An 18,542-nucleotide genomic window follows, 5' to 3' on the forward strand; every position below is an offset into this window, starting at 1 on the left:
CTACATGCGCGACTCAACAATGGCTTTAGTAACATTGCTGGGTGCTTCCGCGTAATTATGAAACTCCATTGAATACGATGCACGTCCTTGCGTTTGTGAACGCAAATCGGTGGCGTAACCAAACATTTCTGAAAGCGGAACTTTTGCGCGCACAATTTTCACGCCCGCTACTCCCTCTTCCATTCCTTCTATCATGCCTCGGCGGCGATTGAGGTCACCAACAACATCTCCCATCCAATCTTCAGGGGTGGTAACTTCTACCTTCATCATTGGTTCAAGCAATACCGGATTGGCCTCAGCCGCGCCGTTTTTGAATCCCATTGAAGCGGCAATTTTAAAGGCCATTTCTGAAGAGTCAACATCATGATACGAACCATCATATAAGGTGACCTTCACATCCAACACTGGATAGCCCGCCACTACACCATTTTGTAGCTGCTCTTGAATGCCTTTATCTACCGCTGGAATAAATTCTTTGGGCACAACGCCACCTACAATCTTATCGACAAACTCGTACCCTGTGCCTTCTGGCTGAGGCTCGAGCTTAAGCCAAACATGTCCGAATTGACCACGACCGCCCGATTGGCGAATGAACTTACCTTCGGCTTCAACGGTTTTGCGAATCGTCTCACGATACGCCACCTGAGGCTTACCCACATTGCACGACACATTAAACTCTCGCTGCATGCGATCGACAATAATGTCTAAGTGAAGCTCCCCCATACCGGAGATGATGGTTTGGCCTGACTCTTCGTCAGTTTTAACTCTAAACGACGGGTCTTCTGCCGCAAGCTTGCCCAGGGCTATCCCCATTTTCTCTTGGTCGGCTTGGCTCTTTGGTTCAACTGCAATGGAAATAACGGGATCAGGAAAATCCATTTTTTCAAGCGTTATCACGCTGTTGGTATCGCACAAGGTTTCACCCGTGGTGACATCTTTTAAGCCGATAGCCGCTGCGATATCCCCCGCACGTACTTCTTTAAGCTCTGCTCTATCGTTCGCGTGCATTTGTACCATGCGTCCAATACGCTCTTTTTTACCTTTAATCGGGTTATAAACGGCATCACCCGTTTTGATCACGCCAGAATAGCAGCGAAAGAAGGTTAGGGTGCCCACAAATGGGTCGGTGGCAATTTTAAAGGCAAGTGCTGAAAAGGGCTCATCGTCGTCGGAGTGACGCTCGGCTTTAGTATCTTTGCCATCATCTAAAACGCCCGTAATGGCTTTAACTTCAGTTGGCGAAGGTAAGTATTCGACCACTGCGTCAAGAACGGCTTGTACACCTTTATTTTTGAACGCTGAGCCGCAAGTCGCCAGTACAATCTCATTGTTCAGCGTGCGAATTCGCAAGCCTTGTTTAATTTCAGCCTCGCTTAGCTCTTCACCGCCTAAGTACTTATCCATAAGTTCTTCATTTGCCTCGGCAGCCGCTTCAATCATATCTGTACGATATCGCTCAGCGCGTTCAATCTGGTCAGCGGGGATGTCTTCGTATTTGAAGGTAACGCCTTTGTCAGCTTCGTTCCAGTTGATGTACTTCATCTTGATTAAGTCAATGACACCGGTGAAGGTTTCTTCAGCGCCCACATTTATTTGAATTGGCACACAAACGGCACCCAATCGCTTACGAATTTGTTCAACAACGCGCTCAAAGTCCGCCCCGGCTCGGTCCATTTTATTCACAAACACTATGCGCGGCACTTCGTATTTGTTCGCCTGTCGCCATACTGTTTCAGATTGAGGCTCTACGCCTGAGGAACCGCAAAAAACAACAACAGCGCCATCCAACACGCGTAATGAGCGCTCTACCTCAATGGTAAAGTCAACGTGTCCAGGAGTATCAATGATATTGATTCTGTGCTGTTCGAATTGCTGATCCATGCCTTGCCAAAAACACGTTGTCGCAGCCGACGTGATAGTAATGCCTCGTTCTTGCTCTTGCTCCATCCAGTCCATGGTTGCCGCACCGTCGTGCACCTCGCCAATTTTGTGCGAGATACCGGTGTAGAACAAAACACGTTCTGTGGTGGTGGTTTTGCCTGCATCGACGTGCGCAACAATTCCAATGTTACGATAGCGTTGTATGGGCGTTTGGCGTGGCATCTACTTACCTTTTTTGTTTTTGTTAGTTATTTGGTTGCTTGTGCTTGAGCAACAATTGTTAGTACGTAAAATAAAAACAAAGCGTTTTGCATAAAATATGCACAATGCTTTGTTTTTACTGCCTTAAATCGTAAAACAGTCTGCCTTTTAGAGGCAGACTGTTAACAACTTACGACAAATTGTCAGTAGCTTACCAGCGGTAATGAGCAAACGCTTTGTTAGCCTCTGCCATACGGTGAACGTCTTCACGTTTCTTAACCGCACTACCTTTGTTGTCTTGAGCGTCAATCATTTCAGCAGCAAGTCTCTGCGCCATTGATTTTTCACCACGTTTACGTGCCGCTTCTACCATCCAGCGCATACCTAGTGCATTGCGACGAACTGGGCGAACTTCTACCGGAACTTGGTAAGTAGAACCACCTACACGACGAGATTTAACCTCTACCGTAGGGCGGATGTTCTCCAGCGCTTCCTCAAATACTTCTAGGTGTGGCTTACTGGTTTTTTCAGCAACAATATCAAGCGCACCGTAAACGATTTTTTCAGCGGTTGACTTTTTACCGTCTAACATGACGACGTTCATAAATTTAGCAAGTAGCTCTGATCCGAACTTAGGATCAGGTAGGATTTTACGTTGACCTACGACTCTTCTTCTTGGCATCTTAATTCTCCGTGGAATTCAGGGATTTCCCAAAACTCAAATTAACAGTTTGGCCTTACTAACGGAGAACCGTTATGACTTAGGCTTTTTAGCGCCGTATTTAGAACGGGCTTGTTTACGATCGCTAACGCCTGCGCAGTCCAATGTACCGCGAACTGTGTGATAACGAACACCTGGTAGGTCTTTAACACGACCACCGCGAATAAGCACAACGCTGTGCTCCTGAAGGTTGTGACCTTCACCGCCGATGTACGAAGAAACTTCGAAACCGTTGGTTAAGCGAACACGGCATACTTTACGTAGCGCAGAGTTCGGCTTCTTTGGTGTGGTGGTATATACGCGAGTACATACTCCACGACGTTGTGGGCAGGCCTGTAGGGCAGCAACGTTCGATTTCTCGACCGGCTTTTTACGAGGCTTACGCACTAACTGGTTAACTGTTGCCATTAACTAGCTCCTGAATAAAACAATAAAACCCGATGCTATTCTTAGTGAATGCTCGGGTGACGATGCAAGATGTTGTGTATACCAAGTTAATACCAACATCTTGCTGTAATTCTGTTAGAGCCTTTAACAATAAAGCATTGAAGAACTTCAGTAACATCTAGAAGCACAATGACTTATCTAAGCTTTGTACAGATCCCAAAATTAGGGTCGCGAGATGTTATAGATCAATTGCTTGGATGTCAAGAGAGGCGCGGCGTAATTATGAATTTGGCTTTAATTGTCCTGACCATAATAACCCATGACCATCTGGTGTTCTTCAGCGGCCATTTTCTTTAGGCGATGATAGGTTTCAATCTTTTCAGGTCGCTGCATCTGCTCCCCCCATTGCATGATGTACGGAATTGACCAGTCATCCGTGTCGAGCATGGCAGCATCACCTGCTTTTGTTAACTGAGCTTGCAGGCTAGCGTGCATCTTTTTAATGCGATCTGCATGCGCTGGCAGTGAAGCAAGGTTGTTTCTTTCCAAGGGATCCGATTTAACATTGAATAGCTGTGTATGCTTGCTGCCTTTGACGTTGTATTCAATGAGCTTGTAATCATCTTGCTTTATCGCGCGCTGCACGTTTTTGTAGGCGAAAATCGGAGACTCATGAATCACCGTGCTTTCAACTTGCTTTGACCCATTCAACAATGGATAAATAGAGGGCTGTGTCACACTAGCAGGCGCGTCAATGTTCAAAATATCGAGAAGGCTTGGAAACATATCTGAGAGATACACCAGCTCATCACGCGTCTCGCCTACCGGCATGTTTGGCCCTGCTATCAACAGCGGGACGCGCAAACTATGTTCGTAAAGCGATTGTTTGCCAAGTAGCCCGTGCTGACCAAGACTCAAACCATTATCTGAACTAAATATAATGAGCGTGTTATCGAGCATGTTTCGGGCTTTGAGGACATTGAGCATATCGCCAATGCGCGCATCAATGTGAGTGATCATCGCATAATAGGCGGCAAGATGGGTTTTTGCGTCCCTTTGTGTTCTAGGAAGTGGACTCAGCCACTCGTCGCGTACATCCAGCTCACCATTATCAAAAGGGTGTTGAGGAAGTAAATTTGCAGTATCATCAAACTCGTTTGGCTGATACAGCTGAAAATATTCCGATGGCACTTGTTTGGGATCGTGTGGAGATTGAAACGCTACATAGGCAAAAAACGGCTGCGCTTTATCGTAGTTTTCTAGAAAATCTATGACTGCATCTGCATATAAATCGGTTGAATGCTTTACAGGGTTGATGCTTGGTGCAGCGCTATAGTTGCCCTTTTGGTCAAAATCATAAAGCGGAATTTGATATTGGTCGCTCATTCCGCCGAAGAATATATGCTCTGCGCCTGAGAAACTGCGTGCAAAGCTGGCCTTGTCGTTGTGCCACTTTCCCGTGTGAAAGGTGAAGTAGCCATTATTTTTAAGTACTTGAGGTAAGGTCGCAATACTTGGGTCAATAAACTCACCTTGCGCGCTTACCTCAAACACATTGCGTCCTGTCATCAGCATAGCTCGACTGGGTGCACACACCGCAGCGCTCATTGCACCCATAATGTGGGCATTGCTGAAACTCACGCCGCGTTGACTCAAGTCATCAAGGTTAGGTGTGATCACAGGCTCTCTTTCCGCATAACCAACCGCACTATGGCGCTGATCGTCAGTCAATATGAACAAAATATTGGGATGACTATCAGCGCTTAACTTTGGGTTTGTTAACTTTGGGATTGATAATGCAGTAGCGCTATGCGCACTTCCGGCAGAAGCAACTCCGGTAGACCCAAGCAAAACATCAACGATTAAAAAGGTGGCTAAAAATACGTTTAGTTGCATATGGAAAGTTAATACAAATTACAAAAACCTACACTACAACTACTCTCTAATAACTCGCAACTACTATGCATTGAGAAGTTTAGTAATCCCATTACATTAAAAGGTTTGCACGTATGCGCTTAGCTCGCTTAGAAATACGCTTTGTTTTCGCTCGCGCGAATGATGCCTTTAATGCTGCGATAGGTGCAAAACAAACCTAGTAGAATACTCATGGGCAAGAGCAAAAATAGCCCCAAAGGAATCGTAGAGACAGCAGCCATTGCAATTAACACAAATAAAAAACAAACAACGCCCCAAAGGCAAGAAAACCAGAAGGTAGATTTGAGTTTTGAATAATGCGACCGCGCTGCTGCGTCATCCGTGTCGCCACTGGCAATTACGGCAATAATGATCGCTGCAATAGGAGCAAAGGGCATGAGCACCCATCCTGCTAAAAGTAAGCCCCACGCGACCATTACGAGTGTCTTACTCTCATCCTTCAGGGTATTGCGTTGTCTTATAGCCGCTGCGGCTGGATTGATAGTCATGTTTGAATCCTTTCTATTACTTGACTTAAATCAGTTGATTTGGGAATTATACAACGAGTGCTACGCTCATGAAAGTTAACTAGAATCAACTTTCTACATCACGATATAAAACCTTTACTACATGTAATCACACCTACCTGTTTTGTTTCTGGGATAGCGCAAGGAGTCGTGCCCAAACAAAGTGTCCAAAGCCATGGAAGGCTTTGGTCAAGCGCCCATGGACGGCGAAGAGCGACTTTGTTTGGGCACGACTCCTTGCGCTATCCCAGAAACAAAAACGCCGAGCGTATGCTCGGCGTTCAAAACGACTTAATGAAGCTTATCGATTATTCAGCATCATCACTATCAGCATTCAACGCTTCAGCAAGCTGTGCTTGCGCTTCATCAGCAGATACTGAAAGTTCTTGGTGCAGAGCAAGGTTCTTACGCTCGGCACGCTGTTGGTGATAAGCAAAGCCCGTTCCTGCAGGAATCAAACGACCTACAATTACGTTCTCTTTCAGACCACGTAAGTCATCTTCTTTTCCTTGTACTGCGGCTTCTGTCAAGACACGTGTTGTCTCTTGGAAAGATGCTGCGGAGATGAAGGACTCAGTAGACAGTGAGGCTTTAGTAATACCAAGCAACTGTATTTCGTAAGTTGCTGGGATCTTACCTTGCTTCTCAAGGTCGCGGTTTGCAATTTTCACTGCAGACACTTCTACCTGCTCACCTTCTAAGAACATGCTGTCACCCGCATTCAGAATGATACACTTACGTAGCATCTGGCGAATAACCACTTCAATGTGCTTATCGTTAATCTTAACGCCTTGCAAACGGTAAACTTCTTGTACTTCGTTTACGATGTAGTTTGACACTGCACTTACACCGCGAAGACGCAAGATGTCATGCGGAGATTCAGGTCCGTCAGAAACAACTTCACCTTTCTCTACGCTCTCACCTTCAAACACGTTAAGTTGACGCCACTTAGGAATCATCTCTTCGTAAGCGCCATTAGCGTTTAGGTCAACCAAGCGCGCTGCTTCGTTGTCTTTCGGCGTAATTGTAAGACGCTTCTTACCTTTGGTTTCTTTACCAAAACCAATCGTACCTGAGATTTCTGCCAAAATAGCGGGCTCTTTAGGCTTACGCGCTTCGAACAAGTCAGCAACACGTGGAAGACCACCGGTAATATCACGCGTCTTCGAACTCTCTTGCGGAATACGCGCCAGTACATCACCTTCAACAGCCATCTTACCGTCAGTGGCTTCGATAGTCGTAAAGCTAGGTAAACGAATTTCCTGTAGAGCGCCGTTTTCACCTTCAAGAATTAGTTTAGGCTCTTTTGCATTTGCCTTAGACAGATCTTTAACAACAATACGCGTTAAGCCCGTTAGCTCATCTTGTTGCATTTCAGTGTTGGTGTCGTCAACGTCCGCAAAGGTAATCTTAGAAGCACGCTCAGTCACAATTGGGTGACTATGCGGGTCCCAAGTAGCCACGATGTCACCAGCACCAATAGACGCTTCATTATCAACAGATAAGGTTGCACCATATGGCACTTTATAACGTTCTTTCTCGCGACCTTGCTCATCAATCACCGTTAGCTCAGTTGAACGAGAAACGATAACTAATTTGCCATCAGAATTGCGCACGTATTTAGCATTATGCAGCTTCAACGTACCGCCAGTTTTCACCTGTACGCTGTTTTCTGCTGAAGCTCGAGATGCTGCACCACCGATGTGGAAAGTACGCATGGTAAGCTGTGTGCCCGGCTCACCGATAGACTGCGCAGCAATAACACCTACAGACTCACCCGAACCAACCATATGACCGCGTGCCAGATCACGTCCGTAACACTTAGCGCATACGCCGTGGTCGTTGTCACAAGTAATGACAGAACGCACCATAACTACGTCAACAGAGTTCGCTTCCAGCATGTCAACCAGTTGCTCGTCGAGCATCACATTTCGCTCAACAAGTACTTCGTCTTTCGTTCCGGGTTTAATGACATCTTCTGCCACAACACGGCCTAGTACACGCTCACGAAGCGGCTCAACCACGTCACCACCTTCGATTAGAGGCGTCATTTTCACGCCTTCAAAGGTACCGCAATCATCATTGGTGATAACCAAATCTTGGGCAACGTCAACCAGACGACGTGTTAAGTAACCTGAGTTAGCCGTTTTAAGTGCCGTATCGGCCAAACCTTTACGCGCGCCGTGAGTCGAGATGAAGTACTGAAGTACGTTCAAACCTTCACGGAAGTTAGCGGTAATTGGCGTTTCAATGATAGAACCATCTGGTTTTGCCATCAAACCACGCATGCCCGCTAGCTGACGAATCTGAGCTGGGCTACCACGAGCGCCAGAATCGGCCATCATATACACAGAGTTAAATGAAGGTTGGTCTTCTTGCTCGCCGTCACGGTTAGTGACCGATTCAGTTTTAAGATTATCCATCATCGCTTTTGCAACGTTATCGTTGGCCGTTGACCAAATATCGATAACTTTGTTGTAGCGCTCACCCGCAGTTACAAGACCTGATTGAAATTGTTCTTGTATTTCAACCACTTCCGCTTCGGCAGCATCGATGATTTCTTTTTTCGCTTCTGGGATAACCATGTCGTCGATGCCTACCGAAGCACCCGCAATCATTGCGTAATGGAATCCGGTATACATGATTTGGTCAGCCGCAATCACGGTGTCTTTCAAACCTAGGGTTCGATAGCACTCATTAAGAAGCTTAGAAATCTGCTTTTTGCCCATGGCTTGGTTGATTAACTCGAAGTTCAAACCTTCGGGCAAAGTAAGAGAGAAAATGGCGCGACCGACAGTAGTGTCAATCAATGAAGTCTTTTCAACTTTTTCGCCGTCCTCGTTCACTTCATATTGCGTGATACGTACTTTAACGCGCGCATGCAACTCAGCCGTGTCGGTGCGATAAGCTTTTTCAGCTTCATTCGGGCTAGTGAAAACCATGCCCTCGCCTTTGCCGTTTACGCGGTCACGAGTCAAGTAATACAAACCTAAAACAACGTCCTGTGAAGGTACAATAATAGGCTCACCGTTTGCAGGCGATAAGATGTTGTTGGTAGACATCATCAGCGCACGGGCTTCAAGCTGAGCTTCAATGGTCAACGGTACGTGTACCGCCATTTGGTCACCATCGAAGTCGGCGTTGTAAGCCGCACATACTAATGGGTGCAACTGTATCGCTTTACCTTCAATCAAGGTCGGTTCAAATGCTTGAATACCTAAACGGTGAAGCGTGGGTGCACGGTTAAGTAATACCGGGTGTTCACGGATAACTTCGTCAAGCACGTCCCATACTTCCGGTGCTTCGCGCTCTACTAATTTCTTAGCGGCTTTGATAGTAGTGGCTAAACCACGACCTTCAAGTTTCCCGTAAATGAAAGGCTTGAATAATTCCAATGCCATTTTCTTAGGCAGGCCGCACTGATGTAAACGCAGGGTAGGACCAACGGTAATAACCGAACGACCGGAGTAATCAACACGCTTACCAAGCAGGTTTTGACGGAAACGCCCTTGCTTGCCTTTAATCATATCAGCAAGTGATTTAAGCGGACGCTTGTTAGAGCCAGTGATGGCTCTGCCGCGACGGCCATTGTCTAGCAAAGCATCTACCGCTTCTTGTAACATACGTTTTTCGTTGCGCACAATAATGTCAGGCGCTGCGAGATCTAATAAACGCTTAAGACGGTTGTTTCGGTTAATCACTCGGCGATACAAATCGTTCAAATCTGAGGTCGCAAATCGACCGCCATCAAGCGGTACTAAAGGACGCAGCTCTGGTGGAAGTACCGGCAGAACAGTCAAAATCATCCACTCTGGCTTGTTGCCAGACTGCTGGAAAGATTCTAGCAATTTCAAACGCTTGGTAATTTTCTTACGCTTGGTTTCAGAGGTTACGCTTGGTAACTCTTCACGCATCGCGGCAACGTCAGAATCAACATCTAGTTCTTTTAGCAGTTCGAAAACGGCTTCTGCGCCCATTTTCGCTTCAAAATCGTCGCCATGCTCTTCTAAAGAATCTAAATACTCTTCTTCATTGAGAAGCTGACCGGCAATTAGGTCGGTCATGCCAGGCTCTGTCACCACGTAGCTTTCAAAATAAAGCACGCGCTCAATATCACGAAGCGTCATATCTAGCATTAAGCCAATACGAGAGGGAAGTGATTTTAGGAACCAGATATGCGCAACTGGGCTGGCAAGTTCAATGTGACCCATGCGCTCACGACGCACTTTCGTTAAGGTCACTTCAACGCCACATTTCTCACAAATAACACCGCGATGCTTAAGGCGCTTGTACTTACCACACAAACATTCGTAGTCTTTTACCGGGCCGAAGATACGCGCACAAAATAGGCCATCACGCTCAGGCTTAAAGGTACGGTAGTTGATGGTTTCCGGTTTTTTCACTTCACCGAATGACCACGAGCGGATCATGTCCGGTGATGCAAGGCCGATTTTGATATTATCAAACTCTTCGACCTTGTTTTGTTGTTTAATAAACTTTAATAAGTCTTTCACATTTCTCTCCCAACGGAGTTTTTTTCATGACCCAGTGGTAGTTTTCACTGCGCACTGGGTCGTCCTGTCTTGTTGCTCTTTCGCTCAAAAGCCGCTTATTGCTCTTCCAGCTCGATGTTGATGCCCAAGGAACGGATTTCTTTCAACAATACGTTGAAGGATTCTGGCATGCCAGGCTCCATTCTATGGTCGCCATCTACGATGTTTTTATACATCTTGGTACGGCCGTTCACATCGTCTGACTTAACAGTAAGCATTTCTTGCAAGGTGTAAGCAGCACCGTATGCTTCTAGTGCCCACACTTCCATCTCACCGAAGCGCTGACCACCAAACTGTGCTTTACCACCTAGTGGTTGCTGAGTAACCAAGCTGTATGAGCCAGTTGAACGTGCGTGCATCTTATCATCCACTAAGTGGTTGAGTTTGAGCATGTACATGTAACCAACCGTTACTGGACGCTCGAATGCACGGCCAGTTCGACCGTCAAACAGGGTAATTTGACCAGACTCTGGAATGTCTGCCAGTTTCAGCAATTGTTTGATTTCTTCCTCTCGCGCACCATCAAATACTGGTGTGGCAATTGGAACACCTTTGCGAAGATTCTCCGCTAGACGCTTGATTTCATCATCACTAAAGCTATCGATATCTACTTCTTGATGCGACTCACCCGAGGTGTACACCTCTTTCAAGAAATCACGAAGTTTAGCCACTTCTTGCTGCTCTTTGACCATACGGTCAATTTTCACACCAAGTCCGTGGGCAGCCATTCCTAAATGCGTTTCTAGGATTTGACCAATGTTCATTCGCGAAGGTACACCAAGCGGGTTGAGTACGATATCAACCGGCGTGCCGTCAGAGTCATAAGGCATATCTTCAACAGGTTGAATAGTTGAAATAACACCTTTGTTACCGTGACGCCCAGCCATTTTATCACCTGGCTGAATGCTGCGTTTAACCGCTAAGTAGACTTTCACAATCTTTAAGACACCCGGCGCTAAGTCATCACCTTGAGTGATTTTGCGACGCTTGGCTTCAAACTTCTTATCAAAGTCCGCTTTAATCTCGCTGTGTTGCTCAGCCGCTTGATCAAGCTCAGTTTGTGCATCATCTGATTTAAGCGCAATATCAAACCACTTTTCACGAGGCATGCTGTCAAGCTTAGCTTGATCTATACCCGATTTAAGCAATAAGTTTTGTGCTCGTGCAAAGATACCGTCAGCTAAGATGTTGAATTCATCACCCAAGTCTTTTTTGACTTGACGTAACTGCATTTCCTCAATCTCTACTGCGCGCTTGTCTTTTTCAACGCCGTCACGAGTAAATACCTGAACGTCAATAACGGTGCCCGTTACGCTATTTGGTACGCGCAAGGAGGTATCTTTAACATCAGACGCTTTTTCACCAAAAATGGCTCTTAGCAGTTTTTCTTCTGGCGTAAGCTGAGTCTCACCTTTAGGCGTCACTTTACCCACTAGAATATCGCCGCCTTTTACTTCTGCGCCAATATACACAACACCTGATTCATCGAGTTTACCAAGCGCAGACTCACCCACATTTGGAATATCAGAGCTTATCTCTTCTGGCCCAAGTTTAGTGTCACGAGCGATACAGCTTAGCTCTTGAATATGGATGGTAGTGAAACGATCTTCTTGCGCAACGCGCTCTGAAATAAGGATTGAATCCTCAAAGTTGTAACCGTTCCAAGGCATAAATGCGATACGCATATTTTGCCCTAGCGCCAACTCACCTAAATCTGTCGATGGACCGTCGGCCAGTACATCGCCAGCAACAACCGGCTCGCCTACATTACAAGTAGGGCGCTGGTTAATACAGGTGTTTTGGTTAGAACGTGTATATTTAGTCAGGTTATAAATATCGATCCCTGCTTCACCTGGCGTCATTTCACTTTCATTAACTTTAACCACAATTCGGCTTGCATCAACAAAATCAACTGTACCGCCACGCTTGGCAACTACCGTTACACCAGAGTCAACGGCAACCGTTTTCTCCATGCCCGTACCCACTAGCGGCTTGTCCGCGCGTAAGGTAGGAACGGCTTGACGTTGCATGTTCGAGCCCATAAGTGCTCGGTTTGCATCATCGTGCTCTAGGAATGGGATGATGCTCGCAGCGATAGAAACGATTTGCTGTGGAGACACGTCCATGTATGTAATGTCTTCGCGCTGAACTAGAGTCGTTTCACCGCGCAGACGACATGGAATCAAGTCTTCTACTAAGCCGTTGTTCTTATCAAGCAATACGTTTGCCTGAGCAATCGCATATTGACCTTCTTCAATCGCAGATAAGTATTCAATGTCGTCAGTCACGACACCGTCAACAATTTTACGATAAGGTGTTTCCAAGAAACCAAAGTCATTAGTGCGCGCGAAACTTGCCAAAGAGTTAATCAAACCAATGTTTGGTCCTTCAGGCGTTTCAATAGGACATACGCGGCCGTAGTGAGTTGGATGTACATCACGTACTTCAAAACCAGCACGTTCACGTGTCAAACCACCCGGGCCTAATGCAGAAATACGACGCTTGTGCGTGACTTCTGATAAGGGATTGTTTTGATCCATAAACTGAGACAGTTGGCTTGAACCAAAGAACTCTTTCACAGCTGCTGAAATTGGCTTAGCGTTAATAAGATCTTGCGGCATTACTGCATCTAGATCACCAAGGCTCAAACGCTCTTTCACTGCGCGCTCAACTCGCACAAGACCTACGCGGAATTGGTTTTCTGCCATTTCGCCCACAGAGCGAATGCGGCGGTTACCCAAATGATCGATGTCGTCTACTTCGTCTTTACCATCGCGGATGGTAATTAACTGCTGCATTACGGCTACGATATCGTCTTTATCAAGCGTACCCGCACCAGTTGATTCATCACGACCTAAACGACGGTTGAACTTCATACGCCCAACAGCAGATAAGTCGTAACGGTCTTCTGAGAAGAACAAATTATCGAACAAGTTCTCTGCTGCGTCTTTTGTCGGTGGCTCACCAGGACGCATCATGCGATAAATTTCAACAAGCGCTTCTAAACGATTGCTTGTAGGGTCAACACGCACGGTGTCAGAGATATACGAACCGTGGTCAAGCTCATTAATATAAAGCGTGTGGAATTCTTTTATGCCCGCTTCTTTTAATGCCTCAAGAATTTCCAGTGTGATTTCGTCATTTGCATTAGCAACGACTTCACCCGTTTCTTCATTGATGTAGTTTGACGCAATGACTTTGCCAAGCAAATACTCAGCCGGAACCGGAAGCTCTTTTACTTTCGCTTTTTCAAGTGCGCGGGTATGGCGAGCAGATATTCTGCGGCCTTCTTCAACAATCACTTTACCCTTAGCATCAAGGATATCGAATTGGGCAGTTTCACCGCGAAGGCGATCTGCAACCACGTCCATCATGAAATGCTCTTCACCAACGCGAACAGATACTTTATCAAAGAACAGGTCAAGGATTTCTTCTGTACCCATTTCCAATGCACGCAAAATGATTGTCGCGGGAAGCTTTCTACGACGGTCTATACGAACAAAAAGATTATCTTTTGGATCGAATTCAAAGTCTAACCATGAACCACGGTATGGGATAACGCGAGCGTTATAAAGCACCTTACCAGAGCTATGGGTTTTGCCTTTATCATGGTCAAAGAAAACACCAGGAGAACGATGAAGCTGTGAAACGATAACACGTTCAGTACCATTGATAACAAAAGTACCGTTTTCGGTCATCAAGGGGATTTCACCCATGTAGACTTCTTGTTCTTTGATATCTTTTACAGTGCCTGGGGCAGCTTCTTTATCAAACAATACGAGTCGCAACTTCACACGCAATGGTGCGGAGTAGGTAACGCCTCGGATTTGACATTCTTTCACATCAAATACGGGCTCACCTAAACGATATGAGACGTACTGGAGCTCTGAGTTACCAGAATAGCTTTTGATGGGAAAAACAGAGCGAAACGCAGATTCCAAGCCATACTGGCCTTCTGGGTCTAGCTCAATAAATTTTTTAAATGAATCTAGTTGTATTGATAGAAGGTATGGAATTTCCAATACCTGAGGGCGCTTGCCAAAATCCTTACGGATACGTTTCTTTTCACTATAAGAGTAAACCATGGGTTCCTCAGCCGACTGATTTTAGACCCAAGTAGCTACACTACTGCAATTTGTGTAACAAACTTCCAACACCCTTTTACAGGATTGCGCTTAAGAATAAACCATAACTGCCGATATTGCGTTAAGGAAATCAAAAACTTATGCACATTCCCGCTCTATTTCACAATTATAAATAAAGGGTAGAAATTTTATAATTGATATAGCGCAAAAAGGCTGATGGTTAAAAACCATCAGCCTAAGCCTAAATAAGGCCAATTAAATAATTAATTTAATTATTTAATTTCAACTTCAGCACCAGCTTCTTCAAGCTGCTTCTTCAGTTCTTCTGCTTCTTCTTTTGCAACGCCTTCTTTGATTGCTTTTGGTGCAGACTCTACCACTTCTTTAGCTTCTTTCAAGCCAAGACCAGTCGCGCCACGTACAGCTTTGATTACAGCAACCTTGTTACCGCCGAAAGAAGTCAACACTACGTCGAATTCTGTCTGCTCTGCAGCAGCTTCACCGCCACCTGCAGCAGGACCAGCTGCAACAGCTACAGCTGCAGTTGCTTCAACGCCGAATTTTTCTTCAGCAGCTTCAATCAACTCAACCAATTCCATAACTGGCATTTCAGCAATTGCGTTTAAAATATCGTCTTTTGTTAGAGCCATTTCTCTAAACTCCTGGGTATAATGTTAAAAATTTAAGTTCCAAAGACCCCAATTACTTGGTGTCTTTAACTGCCGCCAATAACCGCACAAATTTGGAAGGTACTTCGTTGATTGTTTGAACGAATTTGCCAACCGGTGCTTTGAATGTAGCAAGTAGTTTCGCTAATGCCTCGTCTCTGGTCGGTAATGATGCCACTGCGTCCAATTTGTCTGGACCCAATAAACCGCTACCAATAGATAACGCAGTCACTTTTAATTTTTCATTGCTCTTTGCGTAGTCTTTAAACAAACGCGCTGCACCGCCAGGTGCATCTAAAGAGAAACCGTAAATTAACGGACCGGTTAAGGCAGAATCGAGATCTGAAAACTTACTTTCGGCTAAAGCACGCTTAGCAAGAGTGTTACGAATAACTCGTAAGTACACACCTTGTTCACGGGCTTTAACACGTAGTTCAGTAAGTTCCCCTACTTCCATACCACGGTATTCAGCGACGGCAACGGATAGAGCGTTAGATGCAACATCGGAAACCTCTGCTACGATCTCTTTTTTAGCTGCTAAGCCTAGTGCCACTGCTTTCACCTCTTAAAATCTGACAGCTTGTATCAACGCACCATGCGAATCACAAAACAGTCAGGGTTTACAGATTGATACCAACGTCTTCATAACGAATTAATTGATACCGCTCTACGGTGTACATTCCCAGAGAGTCTGAGTCATACCACCGTCTGCGCAGGCGAATCATTAAGCGGGTCATTGAATGCGGGAGTTCTCTTACCTCTCCTGCTGACCTGCACCTGCGGTCTTGGACGGGAGTCAATGCAAACTGCACAATAACTCCAACCCATAACCTTACAGAGACCTTCCTTTACATCAGAAGGTTGAAAATTTAAGCCTGACCTACCGTACCGGCGTCAAGCGTTACGCCTGCACCCATCGTTGTGCTCAAACTAATTTTCTTAATATATGTGCCTTTAGCAGAAGAAGGCTTGGCTTTTTTCAAGGCTTCTAATAATGCTTCAAGGTTTTCTTTAATTTGATGCTCTTCAAAGGCGATTTTGCCGATGCTTGCGTGGATGATACCGTTTTTGTCGTTGCGGTATCTTACTTGACCAGCTTTTGCGTTTTTAACTGCTGTAGCCACATCGGGTGTCACTGTGCCGGTTTTTGGATTCGGCATCAAACCGCGTGGGCCTAAAATTTGGCCAAGTTGACCAACAACGCGCATAGCATCAGGACTAGCCACAACTACGTCAAAGTTCATTTCGCCTTTTTTGACTTGCTCAGCCAAATCGTCCATGCCTACCACGTCAGCGCCAGCTTCTTTTGCTGCGTCTGCATTAGCGCCCTGCGTAAACACAGCAACGCGAACATCTTTACCGGTGCCGTTTGGCAGTACAGTTGCACCACGTACATTTTGGTCAGATTTCTTAGCATCAATTCCAAGATTTACCGCAACGTCAACACTTTCTGCGAATTTAACCGTGGCAAATTCTTTTAACAACGCAACGGCTTCATCAAAACCATACTCTTTAGTTACATCAACTTTTTCATTGATTGCGCGCATGCGCTTGCTTAACTTAGCCATGCTATTAACCCTCTACCTTCAAGCCCATGCTGCGAGCAGAACCCGCAATCGTGTTTACAGCTGCATCTAAGCTCGCTGCAGTTAAGTCTGGATCTTTCGCTTTTGCAATATCTTCTAATTGCGCGCGAGTTACTGTGCCCACTTTTTCGGTATTTGGACGACCAGAACCACTCTTAATGCCTGCTGCCTTTTTCAATAAGAATGACGCAGGTGGGGTTTTCGTTTCGAAGGTAAATGAACGATCTTCATAAACTGTAATAATTACAGGTACTGGAGCGCCTTTTTCAAGCGAATCAGTTTTCGCGTTAAACGCTTTACAAAACTCCATGATGTTCACGCCGTGTTGACCTAATGCTGGGCCAACTGGCGGTGAAGGGTTTGCAGAACCAGCCGCAACCTGTAGCTTAATTAAGCCAGAGACTTTCTTTGCCATGTTTTTGATGCTCTCTATAGTGAGGGTATAGCGCCTAGTAAACACAGAGGATATCTACTTCGCCGGCTTCCCATCGATAAAAAAGGGCGCAAAGTATAGGCTTTTTAATAATTAGACGCAAGCGATGAATCAGTATTATACAAATAAAACTTTATAAGGTGGGTCATTACTCGTTGAATACCTATCTTTCTTGCAATTAGGTAATAGTATCTATACTTATATATAAGGCTCACATACCCCATTGAACAGTATTCGATTAACCCTTTTTGTGATCAGCCGATATACTTTGGATAAGGTCACAAGGTGCACAAGCATCTTTAAGCGTGCTTGTATTAGCACAACATCATAATCATGAAAATATTTAACGACACTATTAATCTTGCTAAACCGCTATCAATGCTGTGCTTATACTGTCTCGAGGTATTGCTTATCGGCGTCATTCCTCTCAGTGTCTGTTAATAACATTGCGACTGGCGCCAAGCTCGGATAGATTGGGAGTCATAGTTAATATCAATATCGACATGCAATCTCCCTAAACAAATAAGATATCATCGATATTTATATGGGAAGACTTGACAGTTTCCCTAACGGGAACGAGGCAGAATCGATTGACCAGCCAACCTGCAGCCCACAGAAAAGGGTTTCACGAAGACCTTGTTGGTAAAGGCACGTAATGGCCGAGATTCAACTGATTAAATCACATCCTGACATCGCGCAAATTGACGCAGATGCATAAGGCGGAAGAGAGTGGCAAAAATTATTATAGAATTGAAAAGATATAAGCATGTATTCAGTACATGAGAAATTCTGTATGAAAAGAGTGGCCAAATGACCACTCTTTCTTTTATTACACGACTAATTTTACAAATTAACTCTGTGGTAAAATTACTGTATCGATTACGTGAATCACACCGTTGCTAGCATCAATATCCGTCTGAATAACGGTCGCATCATTTACCATTACTTTATCGCCATCTACGGTCACATTGATAGCTTGGCCCTGCAAGGAGTTTGCAGAATCCACCATTACCACGTCGGATGCGGTTACTTTCCCTGGTACAACATGATACGTCAGCACTTCAATTAGCTGATCTTTGTTTTCAGGTTTTAACAGGTTTTCGACTGTGCCAGCAGGCAACTTAGCAAACGCTTCGTTCGTGGGGACAAATACAGTGATTGGACCGTCGGCTTTCAGGGCCTCTACTAATCCTGCCGCCTTAACTGCAGCAACTAATGTAGAGAAGTTTTCGTCTGAGGCAGCAATATCAACCACGTCCATTTCACTTTTAGCCATTTCTTTTGCTTTATCTTTCGCATCGCCATAACCTGCAAATGCTGAAAAACTCAATACTGTTGCTAAAAATATTCCGCTTGCTTTTAATATAATTGATTTCATGGTAGGTAATCCTTAATTGTTCACATTTGACAAGTGTCGTGTTCAATACCCATCAAGCCAGAAGAGGGATTTAAGATTAATTATGTTTAATTTTTAATCAATTTAGTGAGATTCAACAATGCGCTTGTTGGATAGCTGAAACGCTTCTGTCGCTTAACAGACATTTTGCTTTGAGCCAGCACTGTCAACTTACAGCCTTGCGGTTTAT

Annotated in this window: 12 protein-coding genes; all 12 read right to left on the reverse strand. The window is 45.2% G+C overall.

Going from position 1 to position 18,542, the window contains the following annotated elements; genetic code table 11:
• The 12 genes from fusA to PN836_RS10230 all read right to left on the reverse strand — a co-directional run bounded on the left by fusA (window position 1) and on the right by PN836_RS10230 (window position 18,334).
• Entirely contained in the window at window positions 1-2,103 is a 2,103-nt protein-coding gene (fusA, locus tag PN836_RS10175) for an elongation factor G (protein WP_395345349.1), read from the reverse strand.
• Window positions 2,104-2,293: 190 nt separating this feature from the next.
• Complete coding sequence (rpsG, locus tag PN836_RS10180; protein WP_395345352.1) at window positions 2,294-2,764, reverse strand: 30S ribosomal protein S7; 471 nt, start codon at window positions 2,762-2,764, stop codon at window positions 2,294-2,296.
• A 72-nt stretch (window positions 2,765-2,836) separates the two neighbouring features.
• Window positions 2,837-3,211 (reverse strand): 30S ribosomal protein S12, encoded by a 375-nt coding sequence (gene rpsL / locus PN836_RS10185; RefSeq protein WP_395345355.1) that lies wholly within the window; start codon window positions 3,209-3,211, stop codon window positions 2,837-2,839.
• 273 nt (window positions 3,212-3,484) lie between these two features.
• The gene (locus PN836_RS10190) at window positions 3,485-5,086 is read right to left on the reverse strand and encodes a sulfatase-like hydrolase/transferase (protein WP_395345358.1); all 1,602 of its coding nucleotides are present in this window, start codon (window positions 5,084-5,086) and stop codon (window positions 3,485-3,487) included.
• Between the two features lie 128 nt (window positions 5,087-5,214).
• Complete coding sequence (locus PN836_RS10195) at window positions 5,215-5,613, reverse strand: hypothetical protein (RefSeq protein WP_395345361.1); 399 nt, start codon at window positions 5,611-5,613, stop codon at window positions 5,215-5,217.
• Window positions 5,614-5,939: 326 nt separating this feature from the next.
• Entirely contained in the window at window positions 5,940-10,145 is a 4,206-nt protein-coding gene (gene rpoC, locus PN836_RS10200; protein ID WP_395345364.1) for a DNA-directed RNA polymerase subunit beta', read from the reverse strand.
• A 95-nt stretch (window positions 10,146-10,240) separates the two neighbouring features.
• A complete protein-coding gene (gene rpoB / locus PN836_RS10205) occupies window positions 10,241-14,269 on the reverse strand; it encodes a DNA-directed RNA polymerase subunit beta (protein WP_395345367.1) in 4,029 nt (1,342 codons plus the stop codon).
• Between the two features lie 272 nt (window positions 14,270-14,541).
• On the reverse strand, window positions 14,542-14,919 hold the full coding sequence (rplL, locus tag PN836_RS10210) for a 50S ribosomal protein L7/L12 (RefSeq protein WP_395345370.1): 378 nt from the start codon (window positions 14,917-14,919) through the stop codon (window positions 14,542-14,544).
• Between the two features lie 52 nt (window positions 14,920-14,971).
• Window positions 14,972-15,490 carry a 50S ribosomal protein L10 gene (gene rplJ, locus PN836_RS10215; protein ID WP_395345373.1) on the reverse strand — a complete coding sequence of 173 codons (519 nt, stop codon included), beginning with the start codon at window positions 15,488-15,490 and terminating at the stop codon, window positions 14,972-14,974.
• A 316-nt stretch (window positions 15,491-15,806) separates the two neighbouring features.
• Window positions 15,807-16,505: a 50S ribosomal protein L1 gene (rplA, locus tag PN836_RS10220; RefSeq protein ID WP_395338004.1), complete on the reverse strand. Its 699-nt coding sequence runs from the start codon at window positions 16,503-16,505 to the stop codon at window positions 15,807-15,809.
• 4 nt (window positions 16,506-16,509) lie between these two features.
• Window positions 16,510-16,938, reverse strand: coding sequence for a 50S ribosomal protein L11 (gene rplK / locus PN836_RS10225; protein WP_395338006.1), 429 nt, complete (start codon window positions 16,936-16,938; stop codon window positions 16,510-16,512).
• A gap of 868 nt (window positions 16,939-17,806) precedes the next feature.
• The gene (locus PN836_RS10230; RefSeq protein ID WP_395338007.1) at window positions 17,807-18,334 is read right to left on the reverse strand and encodes a fasciclin domain-containing protein; all 528 of its coding nucleotides are present in this window, start codon (window positions 18,332-18,334) and stop codon (window positions 17,807-17,809) included.
• Between the last annotated feature and the right edge of the window lie 208 nt (window positions 18,335-18,542).

It is taken from the genome of Ningiella algicola, assembly GCF_028401415.2.
GTDB lineage: Bacteria > Pseudomonadota > Gammaproteobacteria > Enterobacterales > Alteromonadaceae > Glaciecola.

Bases quoted from the DNA above. Each gene is read 5' to 3' on its own strand.
- rplK (WP_395338006.1), bottom strand. From the start codon at position 16,938: ATGGCAAAGAAAGTCTCTGGCTTAATTAAGCTACAGGTTGCGGCTGGT.
- rpsG (WP_395345352.1), bottom strand. From the start codon at position 2,764: ATGCCAAGAAGAAGAGTCGTAGGTCAACGTAAAATCCTACCTGATCCT.
- PN836_RS10190 (WP_395345358.1), bottom strand. From the start codon at position 5,086: ATGCAACTAAACGTATTTTTAGCCACCTTTTTAATCGTTGATGTTTTG.
- PN836_RS10230 (WP_395338007.1), bottom strand. From the start codon at position 18,334: ATGAAATCAATTATATTAAAAGCAAGCGGAATATTTTTAGCAACAGTA.
- rplL (WP_395345370.1), bottom strand. From the start codon at position 14,919: ATGGCTCTAACAAAAGACGATATTTTAAACGCAATTGCTGAAATGCCA.
- PN836_RS10195 (WP_395345361.1), bottom strand. From the start codon at position 5,613: ATGACTATCAATCCAGCCGCAGCGGCTATAAGACAACGCAATACCCTG.
- rpsL (WP_395345355.1), bottom strand. From the start codon at position 3,211: ATGGCAACAGTTAACCAGTTAGTGCGTAAGCCTCGTAAAAAGCCGGTC.
- rpoB (WP_395345367.1), bottom strand. From the start codon at position 14,269: ATGGTTTACTCTTATAGTGAAAAGAAACGTATCCGTAAGGATTTTGGC.
- fusA (WP_395345349.1), bottom strand. From the start codon at position 2,103: ATGCCACGCCAAACGCCCATACAACGCTATCGTAACATTGGAATTGTT.
- rplA (WP_395338004.1), bottom strand. From the start codon at position 16,505: ATGGCTAAGTTAAGCAAGCGCATGCGCGCAATCAATGAAAAAGTTGAT.